Origin of the sequence: Chryseobacterium angstadtii, from assembly GCF_001045465.1 — a bacterium.
Lineage (GTDB): Bacteria > Bacteroidota > Bacteroidia > Flavobacteriales > Weeksellaceae > Chryseobacterium > Chryseobacterium angstadtii.
In genome coordinates this window covers 375,633-396,241 of the sequence record NZ_LFND01000002.1, presented here as the reverse complement: position 1 = coordinate 396,241, position 20,609 = coordinate 375,633, and the positions used below count along the sequence as shown (strand labels likewise).

Below are 20,609 nucleotides of genomic sequence, written 5' to 3'. Positions count from 1 at the left end.
AGTGAACGGGGGTGGAATGACTACTTTTGAAAACAGAAAGTCACGAAAGGCCGGTATATAAAAGATCGGACAGATAAGATTGATCTTACTTACAGGGTTTTTATGGCTTAAAAAAAATTAAACAAACAACTCAAAAATATCAAAACTATGAAAACATTCTTTAAAATTCTTGTAGCCATCATTATTTTAGCTGCACTTTACGTTCTGATCGCCATGTTTGCTTTCGACAAAAAATACCATTTTGAACAGTCGGTAGTCATTAATGCGCCTAAAGAAAAGGTATGGCAGAATGTAGGTTCTTTAAAGGCCTATAATGTATGGGACCCTTTTTCCAAAGCTGACAAAGATATCGTGATCACCTATTCCGGTGCAGGCGACAAAGTGGGCGATTCTTACCATTGGAAAGGAAATGACGAAGTAGGAGAGGGCGAACAGTCTATAACAGAACTTGTCCCTAATGAAAAAATGATTACCAAGCTTCATTTCATCAAGCCGTTTGAAGGAGATGCTGTGGCCACTTTTGTTTTAACACCTGAAGGAAGCGGAACAAAAGTAACCTGGGCGCTGGACAATGAACTGAATACAATGATGAAGATTATGAAACCTATGATGGACATGAATATGAAAAAGATGTTTGATCAGGGACTGGGAGACCTCAAAAAAGTTGCTGAAAAATAAAAAAATAAAAGCCTTGTATTGCTGCAAGGCTTTTTTATTGTTTCTATGTCAATACACTCATGAAGTAATTGTGCAGAGATAGTATGGTCTGTTTTTATGAAGAAATGAAATATCAGTTATTATTTTAAAAAATGATTATCTTTATGTAAAGATTAGATGTATGGAGAAGACCGTATTTGTGAAGAGTGACATAAGAGATTATGTAAAAACCGTAATTTCTGAGAAAATAGAAAAACTTAAAAACTTCATAGAATTTACCCTGGAAGCAAGCCGTGATATTAAAAAGACTCCGAAATATGACAGCATGAGAGAAGAGATGCAGGAAGAGATCTACCAGATGCAGCGTCAGTTGGGTGCTTTGAATGATCTTAAACGGAATATGTCTAAAGTGCTCAATACACCTACCGAGAAAATTCAGCTGGGTTCTCTGGTGATTACGAACAAAGCCAGGTTTTATATTTCGGTTTCATTGGGAGAATTTTTCTTCGAGAATGATCGCTTTTACGCCATTTCTCCGGAAAGCCCGATGGCCAAAAAAATGATGGGGATGAAATCCGGGGATGCTTTTACTTTGAATAATATCCATCAGAAGATTGTAGAGGTGCTTTGATGATGAGGTTCCGGATGCGAGATTCGGGGTGTGGGTGTTTGATACGAGTTGCGGGATACGAGGTGAGGAAAAGATACATGAAACTCAGGAATTCAAAAAAACACATTCTGCGTTTAATGAAAAATTCAGGAATAATTAATTTAAACGATTCGGATTCATGTTGTAAATTTACAGGATGAATAAAGCGGAAATTTTAAAAGAAATCATAGAACAGAGAAGGAGCATCTTTCCGAAAGATTACTCTGAGAACGAAATAGCTCCTGAAATCATAGACGAAATACTGCATTCAGCAACTCTGGCCCCGAATCATAAACGTACCAAGCCGTGGCGTTTTAAAGTGTTCAGAGGAGAAGAAAAAGCTACATTAGCTTTGGAAATGCAGGCTATTTATAAAGCAACACAATCTGAGCAGACTTTTCTGGAGAAAAAATACCAGGACATCGGTTTTAAAATTAATAAAGCAGATGCTGTAATTTCTATTGTGGTCAATTTCAGCGGAATGGTCCCTGAATGGGAAGAAATTGCAGCTGTTTCTATGGCCGTACAGAATATGTATCTTACCTGTACAGCCAATAAGGTAGGCTCATACTGGAGCTCTCCGGCTATTGTGAATCACCTTAAAGAATCTTTAACTATTGAAGAAAACCAAAAATGTTTGGGACTTTTCTACATGGGAACAGTAGATTAGTCGCTGAATCTGAATATTTAGAGAGAAGTGATGAAAAAAAACATCAAATTATCAGATCATCGTTTCAAGATATCGGAAAAAGTATTATCTTTGCACTCTTAAATATTTAACTGGGACGAGTTCCCATAAAATTCACAACATTATGTCAGTAAAAATCAGATTACAAAGACACGGTAAAAAAGGTAAGCCTTTCTTCCACATCGTGGTTGCAGATTCTAGAGCAAGAAGAGATGGTAGATTCATCGAAAAACTAGGAACTTACAACCCAATTACTAACCCTGCAACTATCGATTTGAACGTTGATTCTGCTGTAAAGTGGTTAAACAACGGTGCTCAGCCAACTGATACTGCAAGAGCAATTCTTTCTTACAAAGGTGCCCTTTACAAAAAACACTTACAAGGTGGTGTAGCTAAAGGAGCTTTTGATGAAGCTGAAGCTGAAAAAAGATTCAATGCTTGGGTAGAGTCTAAAGAACAAAAAGTACAAGGTAAAGTAGAAGGTTTATCTAAAGCTCAAGCTGACGCTAAGAAAGCTGCTTTAGAAGCTGAAGTTAAAGTAAACGAAGCTAGAATCGCTGCTGCTGCACAAGCTGAGGCTGATGCTAAAGCTGCTGAAGAAGCTGCCAACGCACCTGCTGAAGAGGTTGTTGCTGAAGCTACAGAAGGAGAAGCTCCTGCTGCTGAAACTGAAGAAAACACTGAAGCTTAAAACATACCTGGATGCGTAAAGAAGATTGCTATTTATTAGGAAAAATCACACGCAGACATGGCCTTGCGGGAAATGTTATCCTTAAATTGGATACCGATCAACCCGAGCTTTACAATAAATTGGAATCAATATTCGTTGAAATCAACGGATTATTGGTTCCATTTTTTATTGCCAAATCATCATGGAGCAAAAATGATGCTCTGAACCTTGCTTTTAAAAATTCTTCTGAGGCACTCGTAGACCAATCTTTAGGGAAAAGTGTCTATTTGCCGCTGGCTACACTTCCGAAACTTTCCGGTAAGCAGTTCTATTATCACGAGATTATCGGTTTCGATATTCTTGATGAAAATGATAATGAATGTGGCGTGATAAGATCTGTCAATGATCAGACCGCCCAAAACTATTTCGTAACCAATCTGGACGGAAAAGAAGTCGTGATTCCTATCATCAAAGATTGGATCCTGGAAGTAAACAGAGAAAAAAGATTCATTAAAATGCAACTTCCGGAAGGACTTATTGATGTTTTTCTGGTTTCCTCCAAAAAAGACGAATAGTTTTCTCAACGCAGAATATAAAAAAGTAAATCTACCTACTCGGGTTACCTTTTACTATTCACTATTCACTATTCAATTCACCATTGTTTATGGCTGTTAAAAAGTATTCTATACTATTTAGCCCATGCATGGACTATAGATTTATTGTATATTTTTCTCCGGTTATAGCCTTCGATATACTTGTTGTTTTTTAATATTCTTAGCATTAAAATAATTAATTTATGTAATATGTATTATTTATTGAAAAAGCTATTATATTATTGATGTTTATTATTTTTAATGAATATTTTTATGTTTTTGTATTAATTTTATTTATTTTGAATTTTATTTTCATTTTGAATAATATATTTTTATAAATCCCTTTTTTGTGATTTTTAATATTTATTTAACATAATTCATTTCTTTTCATTAAACATAATTTTTTTTTCTTATGAAAAACATAGTATAAATGATTGTTTTACAGCTGATTATATTTTTTGTTTTTTTTAGCTTTATGATACTTTTGTTTCTACATAAAAAATACTGTTTTAAATATGAAATTAAAAGTATTAAGTCTTGGAACTTTAGTGCTTTTTGAGCAATTTGCTTTCGCTCAAAAAACTAAGAAAGACACCACAATTACTAAAATAGACGAAGTGATTGTAATGGCATTCGGAAAGCAAAAAAAAGAAAGCCTCGTAGGTTCTGTTTCGGTTGTTGACAATAAAGTGTTGGAAAACCAGCAGTTAACGGCTGTTACTTCGGCTATTCAAGGAAGCGTCCCCGGTGTGCAAGTGATTAATTCTACGGATCCTGGAGAAAATCCAGTAATTAAGATCAGAGGGACAGGATCAATCAATGCTACTACCAATCCTTTAATTATTTTAGATGGTGTACCCTATAATGGGTATATAAGTTCGATAAGCCAGGATCAGGTGGAATCTATCAATGTATTAAAAGATGCTTCATCTACCTCTTTATATGGTTCGAGGGCTGCAAATGGAGTCATTTTAATCAATACTAAAAAAGGAAAGAATTCACAACCTCCTAAACTGGAATTTTCAGCACAAACAGGATTTTCTTCTACAGCAGTGGGAATACACAAATTTGTGGGTGCTGAAAAATACATGGAACTCTATTGGGAGGCGTTAAAGAATTCAAGTATAGTTGAGGGAAACAGCCCTTCCACTGCTGCTGCTAATGCTACTAATAATTTGGTTTCTAGTTTAAATTACAATCCCTATAATGTCAATAATCCTGTTGGTTTGGATGGTAAGGTTGTTCCGGGAGCCAGGCTTCTCTGGGACACAGATTGGAAAAAAGAGCTTTTAAACCAATCAGCATCAAGAAATAATTATAGCCTGAGCTTACAAGGAGGAGGTGATCGTACAAATTATTTTTTTTCAACCGATTACTTAGATCAGGAAACTTTGACAAAAACTTTTAACTTCAAAAGATTTACAACAAGGCTGAATCTGGAATCCAAAATTAAAGACTGGTTAAGAGCCGGGGTGAATACATCTTTTGCATTAACCTCTCAGGACGACCAAAAAGGGTGGGTTATGTTATCGATTTATAGCCTGGCCAATATTTATCCTGTTTACAGAAGAAACGAAAATGGAGGCTTGATATTAGACAATAATGGCGCTCCAATTTATGATTATGGTGCTAATGGAAGCGGTCAAAACCAGAACAGACCTGCTTTGAATAATAGTAACGTGGTGGGTGATCTGTATAACAACAAAGCCAATAGTAAAAGATATGATGTTAATCTAACCGGATATATTGAAGCGGATATTTTTAAAGGACTTAAAAATAAATTACAAGTAGGGTACCAGCTTTTTAATTATAATGATTATGCTTATTATAATAGTTTATATGGATATTCTGCTAGTATGGGCGGGCAGGTATCTACCAACACAGCTACAACGCAAACTATCAATGTATCTAATATTTTAAATTATCAAAAAGCATTTGGAAACCACCATCTGAACCTTGATGCGGTTTTTGAGTCTTATCAGTTGAGCAATTCATTTGTCGAATCAAGTTCTGTAGGATTTCTTCCGGGAGTCTATTATCATTCAGGCTCAACGAAACCTTATAAGATTTCCGGAAATTTATCTGAAGACAGAATTGTTTCTGCTTTAGGCAGACTGGCCTATAATTATAAGAATAAATATTTTATTGAAGGCTCTTATAGAAAAGATGGCTCTTCACGGTTTTCTTCTGAAACCAGATGGGGAGATTTTTATTCGATCGGAGGGAGCTGGCTTGCATCTAAAGAAAATTTTTTTGAAAATAAATGGGTCACATATCTAAAATTCAGAGGTTCTTATGGGGAATTGGGAAATAACGGAACATTAGGACCATTTGGACTCTCTCAATTGTATTTTCCCTATATCAATGGGTATAATACCGGGTATTCTAATCTGGATCAGCCAGGGATATATTTAGAAAACACCCGTTTTCCTCGATTAACCTGGGAAAAAACAGCATCTTTGGATATAGGGACTGATTTTGAGCTTTTTAAGAGAATCAATGTAACTGTTGATTATTATAAAAGATCCTCTATAGATCTCTTATATCCTGGGCCTCTTCCTCTTTCTGTTGGATTTTCAAGTATTATTCTTAATACCGGAAAAATTGAAAATCATGGATGGGAATTTGGAATCAATTCTACGAATATTAAAAATAATAATCTGACATGGACCTCCAATCTGAATTTTTCATTTGACCGGAATAAGATAAAAGAATTGAAAGGAGGAAGCTTTATCAGCGATTCTAAAAGATGGGAAGTTGGAAAGAGTTTATATGACTTTTGGATTCCGGAATATGCCGGGGTAGATCCGAATGACGGCTTCATGATGTGGTATAAAGATACGCTGGATAACAACGGGAATATTATAGGTAAAGAAACAACTAAAAAATATGCTGAGGCTACCAGATATTATAACGGAAAATCTTCATTACCAGATATCCAGGGAGGATTTTCTAATAATATTAAATTTAAATCTTTTGACTTTAATTTCTTGTTTAACTTCAGTTTTGGATCATACATTTTAGATATGAATTATGCCGATCTGCTTGTGGCTGAAAATCCAGGAAATCAAATTTCTGCAGATATAGATGGAAGATGGCAGAAACCGGGAGATGTAACGGATATCCCGATTTTACTTTCAACTCAGCATGATTTTAATAGCCAGTCAACCAGATGGTTATTTAAGAATGATTATATAAGACTAAAAGCAATTACCATAGGGTATACTATTCCTGGAAACTTTACTGCATAACTAGGGATTGGTTATTTGAGACTGTATATTCAGGCAGATAATTATTGGACATGGCAATCTCATAAAGGAATTGATCCTGAACAGTCTTATATCAAACTAGAAGATATGAGGTACATTCCTAAAACAATATCATTTGGATTCAAAGCCGGATTTTAATTTTTATAAAACTAAATTAATATGAAAAAAATAATTTTAATAATCGCTTTAATTATATCATCCTTAGGAATAACAGGATGTTCTAATGAGTTTTTGAACGCTCCACAACCTACAGATTTAATTACTGAACAAGTGGCATTTGATTCCAAAGAGGCAATCAATGCTGTGATGTCAGGAATAATAAGAAATGCAAGAGGCCCATTTCAGTACGTTTCAGTGTACAATCTTAGTACTGTTTTCTTTGCAAGAACAATAAAAGGAAATGATTTTATACAGGCCAATTCAGGAGGCTTATTTAATGATGATTATCAATATAATGATAGAGAGCCTGCTCATTCAAGACCTGTTTTCACCTGGACATTTTTTTATCAGCTAGCGAACCGGTTGACCCTATTCATTGAAGGAGTCAAAACCAGTAAAGCAGACTTAACACAACAGGAAAGAAATGATTTTCTGGGACAAGGCTATGCATTTAGAGCTTTCTGCTACTTCCAGTTGAGCTTAGAATTTCAAAATACTTACTCATACAACCCGGATCTGGGAGCTGTTCCTATTTATAAAGAACCTTCTTTAACAGGAAGACCATTATCTACCATGAAAGAAGTGTATCAGTTTATACTCTCTGATTTAGATAATGCCGTTAATTTAAGCTCCAATAACAGAATAAATAAATCTTATTTGAACAAATCTGTTGCCTATGCTATTCAGGCACAGGTATATCAGGTGACAGGTGACTGGGTTAAAGCAGAACAGGCAGCTCATAATGCCTATGGAGGTGATCCTTCGGCTGTTTTAAATGCCAGCCAATATAAGGAGGGATTTAATGATGCCGATGCCACAGAATGGCTTTGGGGATTAATCCAAAGTGATGAACAGAACACAGATCTAGGGGCAGCTCCATTTGCTTTTATGGATTTCGTCTCGCCAATAAGTTCAAAATCAACTTATGTAAACAGTAATTTTATCAGTCTGTTTTCTAACACCGATGTAAGAAAATTATTTACAAAGATGTCTGAAAATGACTGGAGATCTTATACAACAACCAAATTTAAGTATGAATTAGGATCAGATATGCCGTTAATAAGATATCCGGAAATGATTTTAATAGAAGCAGAAGCTTTATACCATCAAGGGAAAATGAGTGAGGCTCACAATTTATTATTTGCCTTACAAAAAAACAGAGATCCTGAAGCCATCCTGTCTGGTAATGCAGGCCCTGCATTATTGGAGGAGATTCTTGTAGAAAGAAGAAAAGAACTCTATGGAGAAAATGGAATTGAGTGGTTTGATGCTAAAAGATTGAGAAGAGGAATCAATAGAACACCCAACCATAGAGTTGTTATAAATCTGACTCCGGATGATAAAAGGTTTTTCTTAAAAATTCCACAACGTGAAATCGACGCTAATCCTTATATCGATCCATTTGTAAATAATGGAAAATAGAAATAGGCGGATCATAGAAAAGTCATATTTTTCTTTTTTAAAAAAGGAGTAAGTATTCAAAAAAAAATAAAGCAAAATTCTAACCTGGAATTTTGCTTTATTTTTTGATACTGAACCAGATACTTAGAGAAAAGTCAAAGGCCAGTTTTGCTACGCAAGTAAAATGTGAAAGTCCTCCAATTCCAAGCTACGCATAAAATCACTCATGATTTATAACTTATCATTTTCAGCAGCTCTCAAACGCTAAAATTCTCCGACTCTCAAACCCGTATCCCACATCACGAATCCCAGACCCTAAAACCTGAATTCAGGTTGGCTTACACCAATGCTTTATCTAATATTTCTTTTATTTTCTTATCAGATGGCCTTTCTACGGTACTGTTAATGATCTTACCGTCTTTTCCGATCAAAATAAATCGGGGAATTCCACGGATTTGATAATCCTTAGCTATTTTTGAATCGAACTCACCATCAGCATGAAGCTGTACCCCTTCAAGATGGTTTTTTGTGACATAGGTTTTCCATTTTTCAAGATCCTTATCAAGTGAAATGCTTATAAATTCAATGTTTTTACCTGCGAAGTCCTGTTCTAACTTTTTTAAATGGGGAATTTCATCTTTACAGGGGCTACACCAGGTAGCCCATACATCAATGTAAACTACTTTTCCTTTAAAATCTGCTAAGCTGTGTGCTTTACCGTCAATATCTTTATAAGAGAATGCTGGAGCTGCATTTCCGGGATCTGTTTTTTTAAGGTCTGCATACAGTCTTTCCAGTTCTTTCAATTTTCCGTCTTTAATGCCAAAGCTTTTGTATATTTCGAGCATTTTAGACTTGTCTTTGACCATGCTTAAAAGTGCTGATACGAAATCATAAGAAACTCCGGCCTGTATTTGAGGAGACTTGATGTTGGTTTTTATAGCATTGATATATCTGAGATCAGGATCCAGCTCCTTGTCTTTATCTTTATTTGCTTTTCGGGATAAGTCAATATTAATCTTTCTGTTGATAGCTTCCCTGTAAGAACTTAGTTTAAGTAAAGCCGTATCTTCCTTAATGCCTTTATCTAATGCAGCATAATAATCTTTTAACTTATCCACATCTACCTCTACATCAGGAGGAGTATGGTAGAAAGGATAATGCTGCTTCCATTCAAGTGAAGTATAGAAAACATCCTGATGCAATAAGGCTAGGAAATCGGGATTGAGCTTTTTATTTTTGGAAAATGTATTAATCAGCTTATTTTGTGAATCCTCAAAAGCTTTCATTTTACTTAAAAAAGCAGCTTCATCTAATTTAGCGTATTGGGTCTCAAATTGTTTAGAAAGGCTGTCATTTCCTATTTTTAATTCTTCATACAGTTTATTTTCCTCAGCAAGATCCCCGGTTACTGTTACTTTATTATTCTCGGCATCCAGAGCAATATGGCTTTTTTTTCCCGGTTCAAGATATACAACGAACCTGTCTTCCTGATTTTTATATCTCAGGCTGAAGAATCCTGCTGTTTTTATGGGTAATTTTTTTTCGAAACCACCGGCTTTGTCTACGGTAATTGTATCAGGTACAGCTAAATAATAAGAACCCAGATAAAGTTCTTTGGCAGAAATCCCTTTTATCTGTCCGTTTAAGGTAATTGAGGTATTGTCATTGCGTTTACAGCTAATAACAAGAAATCCTACTAATAGAATAAGTAGGTTTGTTTTTTTGAATAAGATCATAATTTGGAGTTTTAATCTGTAAATGTATAAAAAACTCCAATATATATTTAGAAAAATAAAAATATGCAGATTTTTTATTTTAAACATTCACTGTAGCATTATTCACTATTCACTATTCATTATTGATGTTTTGTAAAAGCTTTCTATAGTTTTTGTTTTAAATTTTCAATCTGTTGATACATTCTGTTGAAAAATATTTTTCGGTCACGATTTCCGGAAGTATTCATCGATTTTGAATTTTTAATTTGGTGCTCAAAATAATTCTGGGTTTCGCTGCAGGTTTTGGCATCATTCACTAAAATATACCCAAACATATTGGTGGGCAATGCAAAAAGCGACTGTTGTGGATGATAGAAGAAAATATCATTGGAAAGGTGCATTAATTCATTTTCATACAGATGAAATTTGGGATTGCTTTCCGTTTTTTGTTCAATATATTGGATCAGTTCCTTCAGCTCGTCCAGAATAATATTCGCTTCTTTCTTTTGTAAAAGTCCCGTATCGTCATAAAAAGAAATCTGTTGTAGAATACTGGAAATCGTCATTTCATTCCATAATTCCACTACATTCTGTTCCTCATATTTCCGTCTTAATTCTTTGGTGTCCGTCTCAAAAAAAGGAGGAGAAAACTCCAGAAAAGGAATAAAAACCTGTTTGGCATTCAGTAAATTCATCCATACATAAATTTTGAAACGGGAAAGTAATGTATCTGAGAGCGTATAGAAAAACGGAATATCTTTCGCAGAATAATAAATAGTCATTTCCTCAGAAAGCGGCAGATTTTCAAAAACACTGAGGTTATTTTGAAAAAAAGACTGTAAATCATCCGTTGTAGTCACTGCGGAAGTCTTCTGTACCACAATCTGATGGTCTGAAGTGATGAACTGATTGAGTGAAATCTGATAATATCTGGCCAGTTCCAAAGCCTCTTCAAAACTGAACTTAGCCTTCAGTGAAGTTCTTCTGTGAGCCGCATCATAGCTGATGTTAAGAATATTGGCGATCTCATCATTCAGCGATTTTTCTCCAATTCTTTTACGGACTTCCTTTAATAAAGCTTCCTGATACATGTTTTTGTGATTTTCACAAATCTAGTAAAAATATTAATGTTTTTACACATTTATATCGCGATCAACTCCAATTACTTTTGATGAAAATTACAGAGATGAAAATCAAAATTGAATTATTGATCATGGTACTTGGCAGCGGATTTTTGTCTGCTCAGAAATGGCAGCCTGTTTATTATGTAGATTATTCTTATGCAAACCGAAATCAGATCAAAATAGGATTAGAATGGTTTCTGAACAATTCCGGAGATGCTGATAAGCTTTTTTTAGGGACCGGATTAGGTGTAGTTTATCATGATGAGAAGTTACATGCTTTGCCGGATTTGCATTTGAATTACAATACGGAATCCGGCTGTTTTCTGAAAGCAGGAAGCTCATTCTCAAACGCTTATCTGTTGGGAGGTATCTCATTCCTTAATTTTCTGGATTTAGGGATTGGCTATTCTTTACCCTATCGAAAAGAAAAAATGCCAATTAAAGGATTCACAGTTGGTTTAACGCTAAGGTTAAGCGGGAATGATAATGCGTACGGAAAATTAAAAATTGGATTTTAAAATAAAAGATATGAAAACAAAAATTTTACTGATAATCGGCCTTTTTATAGGGAGTATTATCAATGCTCAGGACAGTTTGAATACCCAATTGAATAAGCCCAGGCTTATTGGTTTTTCACCTTCTAAAAAAACGAAAAATGTTAATGGGATGCTTATTAAGTATTATGATGAGGTTGATAATGAGATACGGCCTAAAAAAGTTAATGGTGTTGGATTGGGATTTAATGGCCTGGGGATTTTCTTTCCGGCATTGCTTCTTGTAAGCATTCCATCGATTAATAATTGGGCGATTAATGATATTGCTTCGGAACCTTTGCCGGAAAAAATGAATAAAATTAATGGGATGCAGCTGTCTATCATTAATATGGAACCTACAGTTACCAATGGTCTTGAAATCAATGTATCCAGCAATATAAGTGCTCCTTCGGTGACCAATGGAGTTGCCCTGTCACCATTGTATAATTTTCATCATACGACAAAAGGAGTTGCTGTCTCTACTTTTGCCAACGTAGCCCAAAAATGCAGAGGTGCTCAGGTTGGCCTGTTTAATGTCTGTCAAGATTCAAGGGGAATACAGATTGGTTTTTGGAATAAAAATGAAAAAAGAAGTTTTCCTTTAATCAACTGGAACTTTAAAGCTAAGAAATCATGAAAACAATACCATATATTTTAATTGCTGTCAGATTGATTCTGGCACCCGTTATTCTTTCTTTGGCCTGGTTTAAAGGAGAAGAGTCGAAGTTTTTAATTTTAATTTTAATGTACTTTGGATTATTGACGGATATCTTCGATGGAATTATCGCAAGAAAAGTGGGAGTTTCTTCCGAGAAATTGAGGAGAATGGATAGTCAGGTTGATTTAATTTTCTGGCTTTCACTGGGATTTGCTGCCTACTTTCTGAACCCTGAATTAATTAAAAACGAATGGTACGGGATACTTTTAATCTTCGTGATGGAGGCACTCTGCTACATCATCAGTCTCTGGAAATTCGGAAAAGAAACCTGTACACATGCTTTTTTATCGAAAATGTGGGGCTTGAGTCTGTTGATTGCTTTTACCTATTTAATTGGATTTCAACAGGCAGGCTGGGCTTTTTATCTTACAATTATACTGGGATTTATCTCTCATATTGATGTTATTCTGATCGTTCTTATACTTCCAAAGTGGCAATATGATGTTCCGAGTTCTTATCACGCTTGGAAAATCAGAAAAGGAAAAATTGTTAAAAAGACAGTTTTTTTTAATTAAATATTGACCCATCTAATTCAAAAATAAAATATGGAAGCTTTAAGAATAAAAATCATTTATGTTTTACTCGTTGCGATGTCTGGAATATCTATTAACGGACAGTTTAAAACGGTTGAAGATAGTTTGGACTATGAGTTAAATTACAAGAAATATTATGAATGCAAATATGAACCCGGATATGTTTTAATTATTCAAAAGAAAGGAAAGTTAATTGATCCTGCAAAAAGCTGGAAGCCTGCGAAAGACGGATTTACCATCAGAATGGAAGCAATTTATGACTTAGAATTTAGCGACGGAAAAAGATTCCGGTCTGGTGTCATTAAAAATATTACTAAAGATTCTCTCACAATTTCTTCGACAATGAATGAAAATTGCGCTAAGTACGAAGGAATAAAATATGAATTTTTTACCTATTCTTTAAAAGATATAAAGATCGCACGATTTATCAATGACAGATCTTTGGGGATTTTCAGTAGAAAAAAAATAAATGAAGACTACGAAGTATTTGCTTTGAAACTTAATAAAGCAAAGCTTTGTCCTGCCGTTTTAACGTTCCCGAAACGAAATAATGAAGTAAAGGTTTGTCATTATTATTTAACAGATCAGGGATATGATATACTTTTCGAAACAAACGGATTTTTAGATTATATGCAATACCCGGTTTCTTGGCAATAATTATGAAATTAAACGAATAGAACTGTTTAAGTCTTAAAACGTTTTTTGTAACTTTGCAGTCGTTAATTTTTAAACGAAAATTTATAATCAACAAATGAAAAAGCAAACGATTAAAGAAATCCTACAGGATTACAAGAAAGTATTACATCATGACATTACGGTTTACGGTTGGGTAAGAACCTTCCGTGCTAATCGCTTTATAGCGCTTAATGATGGTTCTACGATCAATAATTTGCAGGTAGTTGTTGATTTTGAAAATTTTGATGAGGAAATCATCAGTAAAATTAGTACTGCTGCCTCTTTAAAGGTAATTGGTGAAGTGGTGGAAAGCCAGGGAGCCGGGCAAAGTGTTGAAATCGTAGCGAAAAAGATTGTTATTTTAGGAGATAACTTCACAGAAGACAGGGACAAAACCATTCTTCAGCCTAAAAAACACTCGCTGGAAGTTTTAAGAGAGCAGGCTCATCTAAGATTCAGAACGAATTTATTCGGGGCTGTTTTCAGAGTGCGTCACGCGGTAAGCTTTGCAGTGCATTCATTCTTCAACAAAAATCAGTTCTTTTACATCAATACACCGGTAATCACGGGGGCTGATGCGGAAGGAGCAGGAGAAATGTTCGGAGTGACCAACTTTGACTTGAACAACATCCCGAGAACTGAAGACGGTGAAATAGATTTTGCACAGGATTTCTTCGGAAGAAAAACGAACTTAACGGTTTCCGGACAGCTTGAAGGAGAAACTGCAGCTATGGGATTGGGAAGAATTTATACATTCGGACCTACTTTCCGTGCGGAAAACTCAAACACAACAAGACACCTTGCGGAATTCTGGATGATAGAGCCGGAAGTAGCATTCAACAACCTTGAAGACAACATTGATCTTGCAGAGGACTTCCTGAAATACGTAATTCAGTATGTTCTTGATAACTGTAAAGACGATCTTGAATTCCTGGATAAGCGTTTTGAAGAAGAACAGAAAGGAAAACCAGAAAAAGAAAGAGCGAAAGAAGGTCTTATTGAAAAGCTTCAGAATGTAGTGGCGAAACGTTTCAAGCGTGTAAGTTATACGGAAGCTATTGAGATTTTATTGAACTCAAAAGAAAATAAAAAAGGAAAATTCCAGTATCCGGTTGAAAACTGGGGAACAGATCTTCAGTCTGAGCACGAAAGATACCTGGTGGAAAAACACTTTGAAAGCCCGGTTGTATTGTTCGACTATCCGAAAGAGATCAAAGCTTTCTATATGAAGCTGAACGATGACAATAAGACGGTTGCAGCAATGGACGTTCTTTTCCCTGGCATCGGAGAAATTATCGGTGGATCCGAAAGAGAAGCCAGATTGGATGTATTAAAACAGAAAATGGCAGATATGCATGTAGATGAACATGAACTTTGGTGGTACCTTGATACCCGGAAATTCGGTTCTGTACCGCATGCGGGCTTTGGTTTAGGATTGGAAAGACTGGTTCTTTTCGTTACAGGAATGACGAACATCAGAGACGTAATTCCTTTCCCTAGAACACCGAAAAGCGCTGAATTCTAGAACGATAAAAAAAGCCTTAATGTAAAAATTAAGGCTTTTTTATTTTCTAATAGTTTATTATATTAAGATGTATAATGCAAAAATCATGCTAAATGCGTTTTTTATCGAATAAATTTATTAAATTCGTGGAATATGTTATGTTAAAACACAAAGACTAATATGCTAAAACAACACTTACAACTCAAACTAGGACAGAAGCTGGCCCCTCAGCAAATCCAGCTGATGAAGCTTATTCAGCTTCATACCCTGGAATTTGAAGAGGAGCTGGAGAGAGAGCTCGAGGAAAATCCTGCTTTGGAAATTGTAAAGGAAGATTCTAAGGAAGATGATTACTCTTCCCTTGAAGATGCTTATCAGGATGAGGGAACTTCCAGTATTGAAACAGATTTTGACGTCAACGAATATATCTACGATGATGAACCCAGCTATAAAACGGCGTCCAGCAACTATTCTCCGGATGATGAAGAATTCGACAACGAAAGTCTTCTGACGGAAGGACAGTCGCTGTATGACTATCTGCTGGAACAGATTCATTTGGTGAATATCAGTGATGAAGATGAAAAGATTGCGGAATACCTTATCGGAAACCTCGATACAGACGGATATTTAAGAAGAGAGATCAAAGCCATCGTGGATGATCTTGCTTTCTCGCAGGGAATTTACACCACAAAGGAAAAGGTAGAAGATATTCTTGAAAATTACATTCAGAAGCTGGATCCACCGGGAGTGGGTGCCAGAGGCCTTCAGGAATGTCTGTTGCTTCAGATTGAAAAGAAGGTGAGCTCTGATAAAGCAGTTTCCCTGGCCGCCAATATTTTAAGACATCAGTTCGATGCTCTTACCAATAAGCACTACAATAAAATCATCCAGAAGTACGATATTGAAGAAGATGATCTGAAAGATGCACTGGATGAAATTTCAAAACTTTCTCCAAAAGTAGGAGGTAATTTCGATACCCAAACCATCACCATCAACCAGGAAATTATCCCGGATTTTGTAATTCAGGTGAAAGACGGAGTCGTTATCCCGATGCTTAACAGCAAAAATGCCCCGACTTTAAGAGTTTCTGAGGAATATAAAGACATTCTGACGACTTATTCTCACGATAAAAATTCTTCGGAGCACAAACAGGCTGCTTTATTCATCAAACAGAAACTGGATGCGGCAAAATGGTATATTGATGCCATTAACCAACGTCAGAACACCTTACTTCAGACGATTACGGCTATTGTAAAGTTCCAGAAAGATTATTTTATCACAGGAGATGAAAAATCCCTGAAACCAATGATTCTGAAAGATGTTGCAGATATTACAGGGTTTGATATTTCCACCATTTCAAGAGTGGTGAAAAGTAAATACGCAGATACACCGAACGGAATTGTATATCTGAAAGACCTTTTCTCAGACAGTCTGACCAATGATGACGGTGAAGAAGTTTCTACCAAAGAGATTAAAACCCATCTTCAGGAAGTGATCGGGAAAGAAAATAAACGTAAACCGCTTACCGATGATGCTTTGGTGGTGATCCTTAAAGAACAGGGCTACAATATCGCCAGAAGAACAATTGCCAAATACCGTGAACAGCTTAATATTCCGGTAGCAAGATTAAGAAAAGAACTTTAATAAGTGATTTATAAATAAGTAAAAGCCCAGAATCTCTGGGCTTTTTTGTTTTTAATGATAAATCTGCAGGATCTGCTCAATCTGCGGGATATTTTTACGCAAAGAATTATTATTTTTTTTTATATTTTAAGTGAGCTAAGAGTGATCAATTTCATCGATATGACTAAGCAGCTGTTTATTCATACAGCTTAATTAATGACGCAGTTTTGTTTATAATTAGCCTGAGTTTGGATTGAGGAAAATTAATAGGATACAGATGGAAGCTGGAGATAAGTACCCTTGTCAAGGTTTTAAACCTTGACAAGGGTAGCTTCGTTAGCAAACAAGAAAAACGATCCTGCAATTTTGTTTTCAGTCTCAATCACTTCAACCTTCCTGCTTCCATCTTCCAGACATGATCAAGAGCGCTGCTTGAATGTTTCCAGTTGCAATTCTTTGATCGAAATCTCCCGCATTTCCACTTTCCTTATTTTCCCGGAAATTGTCATTGGAAATTCATCCACAAACTTCCAGTATTTCGGAACTTTATAATGGGCAATTCTTCCTTTGCAGTATTCTAAAAGCTCAGCTTCTGTTACTTCAAAACCTTTTCTGACTTTGATCCATGCCATCACCTCTTCTCCGTATTTTTCACTTGGAATTCCGATGATCTGCACGTCCAGAATGTTCAAATAAGTGTATAAAAAGTCTTCAATCTCTTTGGGTGAGATATTTTCACCACCGCGGATGATAAGGTCTTTTATTCTTCCTGAAATGGTAATATAGCCGTCCTCATCCATAACCGCCAGGTCTCCGGTGTGCATCCATCGGGAATCATCCAGTACCTTTTTGGTGTTTTCAGGATCATTCCAGTATTTCAGCATTACAGAATATCCTCTGGTGCACAATTCACCGTGCTCGCCGCGTTCAACCGTCTTTCCGTTCTCATCAATAATTTTGATTTCCAGATGATCTTGAACGGTTCCTACAGTACTTACCTGCTTTTCAAGGGGCGTTCCTATCAGGGTTTGGGTAGAAACGGGGGACGTTTCCGTCATTCCGTAGCAGATGCTCATTTCTTTAATATTCATGAGGCTTTCCACTTTTTTCATGATCTCCGGCGGGCAGACAGAGCCGGCCATTACTCCGGTTCTTAAATTTGAAAAGTCATACGTTTCAAAATCTTTTGTGGCGAGTTCTGCAATAAACATGGTGGGAACTCCGTATAAAGAAGTGCATTTTTCTTCGGAAACCGTTTTTAAGGTGATATCCGGATCAAAACTGTCATTGGGAATCACCATACAGGCGCCGTGAGCAGTACAGCATATATTTCCGATGACCATTCCGAAGCAGTGATAGAAGGGAACGGGAATGCATACGCGGTCTTTCTCGGAATATTTCAGACGTATTCCGATAAAGTATCCGTTATTCAGAATATTATGATGGGAAAGGGTAACTCCTTTTGGAAAACCGGTGGTTCCGGAGGTATACTGAATGTTTACAGGATCATCAAACTGAACATGTTCTTCAAAACTGTGAAGGGTATCATCCGAAATATTCTGGCCATTATTCAGAAAGAATTCCCAGTTGTCATCAAAGAAAATTTCATGTTCAAGGCTGGGGCAGACTTCCTTTGCATATTCCACCATTTCCTTATAATTGCTTGTTTTAAAGCTTAAAGATGAAAACATATACCGGATTCCGGATTGATTGATCACATAGGTAAGCTCATGCGTTCTGTAAGCCGGATTGATGTTCACCAATATTGTTCCTATGCGGGCAGTAGCGTACTGTAAAAGAACCCACTCATAGCGGTTTGAAGACCAGATCCCAATTCGGTCTCCGGCTTTGGCTCCTAAAAAAATTAAAGCTTTTGCAACGGCAGTAGTTTGATTGTAAAATTCCTGATAAGTAGCTCTGTATCCCTGATGAACACAGATTAAAGCATCCTGGTTCGGGTATTTTTCAACAGTCTTTTTGAGATTTCCTCCGATAGTTTGTCCCAGTAATGGAATTGAGGAGGCTCCATGGACATAAGATAATGGCATAGTTTAAGATTTGGTGGCGTAAAATTAATGAAAAATCTTGAACTGATGCCCGTTTACGTTAACTTTCCTGTAAATCTATATCTTTAAGCTGCTTTAAATTTCTATCCAGTTTTCTGATGATGATTCCGTATACAAGTCTGTAATAAAGCCATATGAGCAGAACACATAAAATGGTACTTACAATGATCCCGATAATAACGATAATAAGATTGGACTGGGCCGGCCGTACATTTTGAGAATTTAAAACATAAAATATAAATGCCGTAAATACAAAGGTAAACGCTACCAGCAAAGCAATGCTGATCAGGATGAAAGCATTGACTGTCTTTTTGAATTTAATAATTCTGATGATGAGACCTTTAAGGTTTTCTTCAATTTTTATTTTGCGGTAATTCTGATAAAATTTAAGGACAAAGTAAGCGGTAATAAGGAGGCTTAATATTTTTATAGCCAGATAAGCATAGTCAAAATTCGTCTCTATTTCAGGAGATTTCTGAGCTCCCAGCTTCTCCAATATTTTACGGAAACTCTCTGATTCTTCGTCCTGAAAGAAATAAAATAATCCCAGAACAGAAAAGAATAAAAATTCAGCGACACTGATCCAGAAAATATATTTCACATAATTGCGTGATTTTCTGTTCAGCATCTGGAGAATTTCAGTGCTGTCGTACTTTGGCTGAACAGGTTGCTCCTGCCATGTTTTCTTAAAGCTGTCTAAATCAAAATCAGGCATATTTTTCCATCTGTTCTTTAAGGGTCTTCTTTAATCTGTTCATTTTCACACGTGCATTAACTTCGGTAATCCCGAGGTTTTCTGCGATATCCTTATAAGGCAGGTCGTCAAGATACATCATTACAATTGCTCTTTCTACATTGGGCAGGGTTTTGATGACGGTATACAGAAGCGATATCTGCTGCTGTTTTTCGTCATCATCTTCCACAAAATCTTTGTGGTTGATATCCAGCTCGTTGGTAGGAAGGCTTTTGCTTTTTTTTCTGAAAAGAGTAATGGCTGTATTAAGGGCTACGCGGTACATCCACGTAGAAATTTTAGAGTTCCCTTTAAAAGAATCGTAGCTTCTCCAAAGCTGCAGTACGATCTCCTGAAACAGGTCCTCTTCATCTTCAAGAGAATTAGTGTAAAGACGCGAAACTTTAATAATCAGGCCCTGATTATCTTTGATAAGCTGCGCAAATTCTTTTTCTCTGGAAGTCATAGATATATAATGCCACGAAGATAGTAATAATGCGGTGATTTGATGATTTGTTGATGCGTTAATTTGTTGATGCGGTGATTTGATGATTTGTTGATGCGATAATGGGATGATTTGATAATGTGCTGGGAGAATCAAGGTAAAGAATCGTTGAGATGGTGATTGTCTTTTAGGTTTCGGCTAAAGCCAGGGTACTTTTCCTTTTGTTAAATATGCCCATTCCTATTGAATATTAAATCGCTTCAACCAATTCAAATATTATTAATCAACAAAAAAATCAACACATTCCCCAATCAGCATGTCGGAAAATCATCATCATATTAAATTAACGCATCAACAAATCATCAAATCACCGCATCGTCAAATCACCAAATAATCCGTATCTTTGCAACCGCGAGAAAATCGGCTTGTTGATTCCTGTTTCGGCAGGGGTAGGAAAGTCCGGACACCGTAGAGCAGCAAAGCGGATAACATCCGTCACCCGTGAGGGTAGGACAAGTGCAACAGAAAGCAAGTACAGTTCGGCTGTAGTGAAACCAGGTAAACTCTTTGTGGTGCAATGATAAGTATATCGGTTCTTTTCAGCAATGAGAATAGGGGCGGCTCGTCCTGAAAGCCGAGGGGTAATCAGCTCAAGTTTTGCAGCAATGTAAGACGTAGATAAATAACAGGCACTTTTTCGGAAGTACAAAATCCGGCTTACAGATTTTCTCGTGATTTTTATATACTTACTAAATCTTTTACAATAAACTTGTTTAAACTTTTTAGCAAGACATTAAAAGTATAAAATAGGTCTGTGTAAACACATTTTAAGCTTAACCACAAAAGAGACA

The 20,609-nt window shown here is 36.1% G+C and carries 18 protein-coding genes and 1 other RNA gene; 14 read left to right on the top strand and 5 right to left on the bottom strand.

Translation table 11 applies throughout. The annotated features are described in order from the left end of the window. Positions 1 to 147: 147 nt before the first annotated feature. From ACM46_RS07090 to ACM46_RS07060, 7 genes are all read left to right on the top strand, one after another. Positions 148 to 678, top strand: a complete 531-nt coding sequence (locus ACM46_RS07090) for an SRPBCC family protein (protein ID WP_048505939.1) — start codon at positions 148 to 150, stop codon at positions 676 to 678. 160 nt (positions 679 to 838) lie between these two features. Further along, positions 839 to 1,288, top strand: coding sequence for a hypothetical protein (locus tag ACM46_RS07085; protein WP_048505938.1), 450 nt, complete (start codon positions 839 to 841; stop codon positions 1,286 to 1,288). Positions 1,289 to 1,463: 175 nt separating this feature from the next. Next, positions 1,464 to 1,976 (top strand): nitroreductase family protein, encoded by a 513-nt coding sequence (locus ACM46_RS07080; RefSeq protein ID WP_048505937.1) that lies wholly within the window; start codon positions 1,464 to 1,466, stop codon positions 1,974 to 1,976. Positions 1,977 to 2,118: 142 nt separating this feature from the next. Then, positions 2,119 to 2,685: a 30S ribosomal protein S16 gene (locus ACM46_RS07075; RefSeq protein ID WP_048505936.1), complete on the top strand. Its 567-nt coding sequence runs from the start codon at positions 2,119 to 2,121 to the stop codon at positions 2,683 to 2,685. 11 nt (positions 2,686 to 2,696) lie between these two features. Continuing rightward, positions 2,697 to 3,239, top strand: coding sequence for a ribosome maturation factor RimM (gene rimM / locus ACM46_RS07070; RefSeq protein ID WP_048505935.1), 543 nt, complete (start codon positions 2,697 to 2,699; stop codon positions 3,237 to 3,239). 533 nt (positions 3,240 to 3,772) lie between these two features. Next, positions 3,773 to 6,508 carry a SusC/RagA family TonB-linked outer membrane protein gene (locus tag ACM46_RS07065; protein ID WP_048505934.1) on the top strand — a complete coding sequence of 912 codons (2,736 nt, stop codon included), beginning with the start codon at positions 3,773 to 3,775 and terminating at the stop codon, positions 6,506 to 6,508. Between the two features lie 177 nt (positions 6,509 to 6,685). Beyond that, on the top strand, positions 6,686 to 8,107 hold the full coding sequence (locus ACM46_RS07060; protein WP_048505933.1) for a RagB/SusD family nutrient uptake outer membrane protein: 1,422 nt from the start codon (positions 6,686 to 6,688) through the stop codon (positions 8,105 to 8,107). A 317-nt stretch (positions 8,108 to 8,424) separates the two neighbouring features. On the opposite strand, the gene ACM46_RS07055 is transcribed toward ACM46_RS07060, so the two are convergent. Together ACM46_RS07055 and ACM46_RS07050 are read right to left on the bottom strand one after the other, a co-directional pair. Then, positions 8,425 to 9,825 (bottom strand): TlpA disulfide reductase family protein, encoded by a 1,401-nt coding sequence (locus ACM46_RS07055; RefSeq protein ID WP_048505932.1) that lies wholly within the window; start codon positions 9,823 to 9,825, stop codon positions 8,425 to 8,427. 143 nt (positions 9,826 to 9,968) lie between these two features. Continuing rightward, positions 9,969 to 10,895 (bottom strand): helix-turn-helix domain-containing protein, encoded by a 927-nt coding sequence (locus tag ACM46_RS07050; protein ID WP_048505931.1) that lies wholly within the window; start codon positions 10,893 to 10,895, stop codon positions 9,969 to 9,971. Between the two features lie 95 nt (positions 10,896 to 10,990). Here ACM46_RS07050 and ACM46_RS07045 point away from each other — a divergent pair, with 95 nt between their 5' ends. From ACM46_RS07045 to rpoN, 6 genes are all read left to right on the top strand, one after another. Then, positions 10,991 to 11,446 (top strand): hypothetical protein, encoded by a 456-nt coding sequence (locus ACM46_RS07045; protein ID WP_131707553.1) that lies wholly within the window; start codon positions 10,991 to 10,993, stop codon positions 11,444 to 11,446. Between the two features lie 10 nt (positions 11,447 to 11,456). Beyond that, positions 11,457 to 12,098: a hypothetical protein gene (locus ACM46_RS07040; RefSeq protein ID WP_131707552.1), complete on the top strand. Its 642-nt coding sequence runs from the start codon at positions 11,457 to 11,459 to the stop codon at positions 12,096 to 12,098. After that, on the top strand, positions 12,095 to 12,694 hold the full coding sequence (locus tag ACM46_RS07035) for a CDP-alcohol phosphatidyltransferase family protein (protein WP_048505928.1): 600 nt from the start codon (positions 12,095 to 12,097) through the stop codon (positions 12,692 to 12,694). Before ACM46_RS07040 ends, ACM46_RS07035 begins: the two co-directional genes overlap by 4 nt. Positions 12,695 to 12,724: 30 nt before the next feature. Next, on the top strand, positions 12,725 to 13,369 hold the full coding sequence (locus tag ACM46_RS07030; RefSeq protein ID WP_241485975.1) for a hypothetical protein: 645 nt from the start codon (positions 12,725 to 12,727) through the stop codon (positions 13,367 to 13,369). A 94-nt stretch (positions 13,370 to 13,463) separates the two neighbouring features. Beyond that, entirely contained in the window at positions 13,464 to 14,912 is a 1,449-nt protein-coding gene (gene asnS, locus ACM46_RS07025; protein ID WP_048505927.1) for an asparagine--tRNA ligase, read from the top strand. Positions 14,913 to 15,071: 159 nt separating this feature from the next. Next, a complete protein-coding gene (gene rpoN, locus ACM46_RS07020; RefSeq protein ID WP_048505926.1) occupies positions 15,072 to 16,535 on the top strand; it encodes an RNA polymerase factor sigma-54 in 1,464 nt (487 codons plus the stop codon). Between the two features lie 398 nt (positions 16,536 to 16,933). Here the strand turns inward: rpoN and ACM46_RS07015 are convergent, their stop codons facing one another. The 3 genes from ACM46_RS07015 to ACM46_RS07005 are packed head-to-tail and all read right to left on the bottom strand — an operon-like array spanning position 16,934 to position 19,779. Next, on the bottom strand, positions 16,934 to 18,562 hold the full coding sequence (locus tag ACM46_RS07015; protein ID WP_048505925.1) for an AMP-binding protein: 1,629 nt from the start codon (positions 18,560 to 18,562) through the stop codon (positions 16,934 to 16,936). Positions 18,563 to 18,620: 58 nt separating this feature from the next. Next, positions 18,621 to 19,295 carry a hypothetical protein gene (locus tag ACM46_RS07010; RefSeq protein WP_048505924.1) on the bottom strand — a complete coding sequence of 225 codons (675 nt, stop codon included), beginning with the start codon at positions 19,293 to 19,295 and terminating at the stop codon, positions 18,621 to 18,623. Beyond that, complete coding sequence (locus ACM46_RS07005) at positions 19,288 to 19,779, bottom strand: RNA polymerase sigma factor (protein WP_048505923.1); 492 nt, start codon at positions 19,777 to 19,779, stop codon at positions 19,288 to 19,290. Before ACM46_RS07005 ends, ACM46_RS07010 begins: the two co-directional genes overlap by 8 nt. Before the next feature lie 391 nt (positions 19,780 to 20,170). Between ACM46_RS07005 and rnpB the strand changes: the two genes are divergently transcribed. After that, positions 20,171 to 20,494: RNase P RNA component class A (gene rnpB, locus ACM46_RS22805), an RNA gene on the top strand. The last annotated feature ends 115 nt before the right edge of the window (positions 20,495 to 20,609 follow it).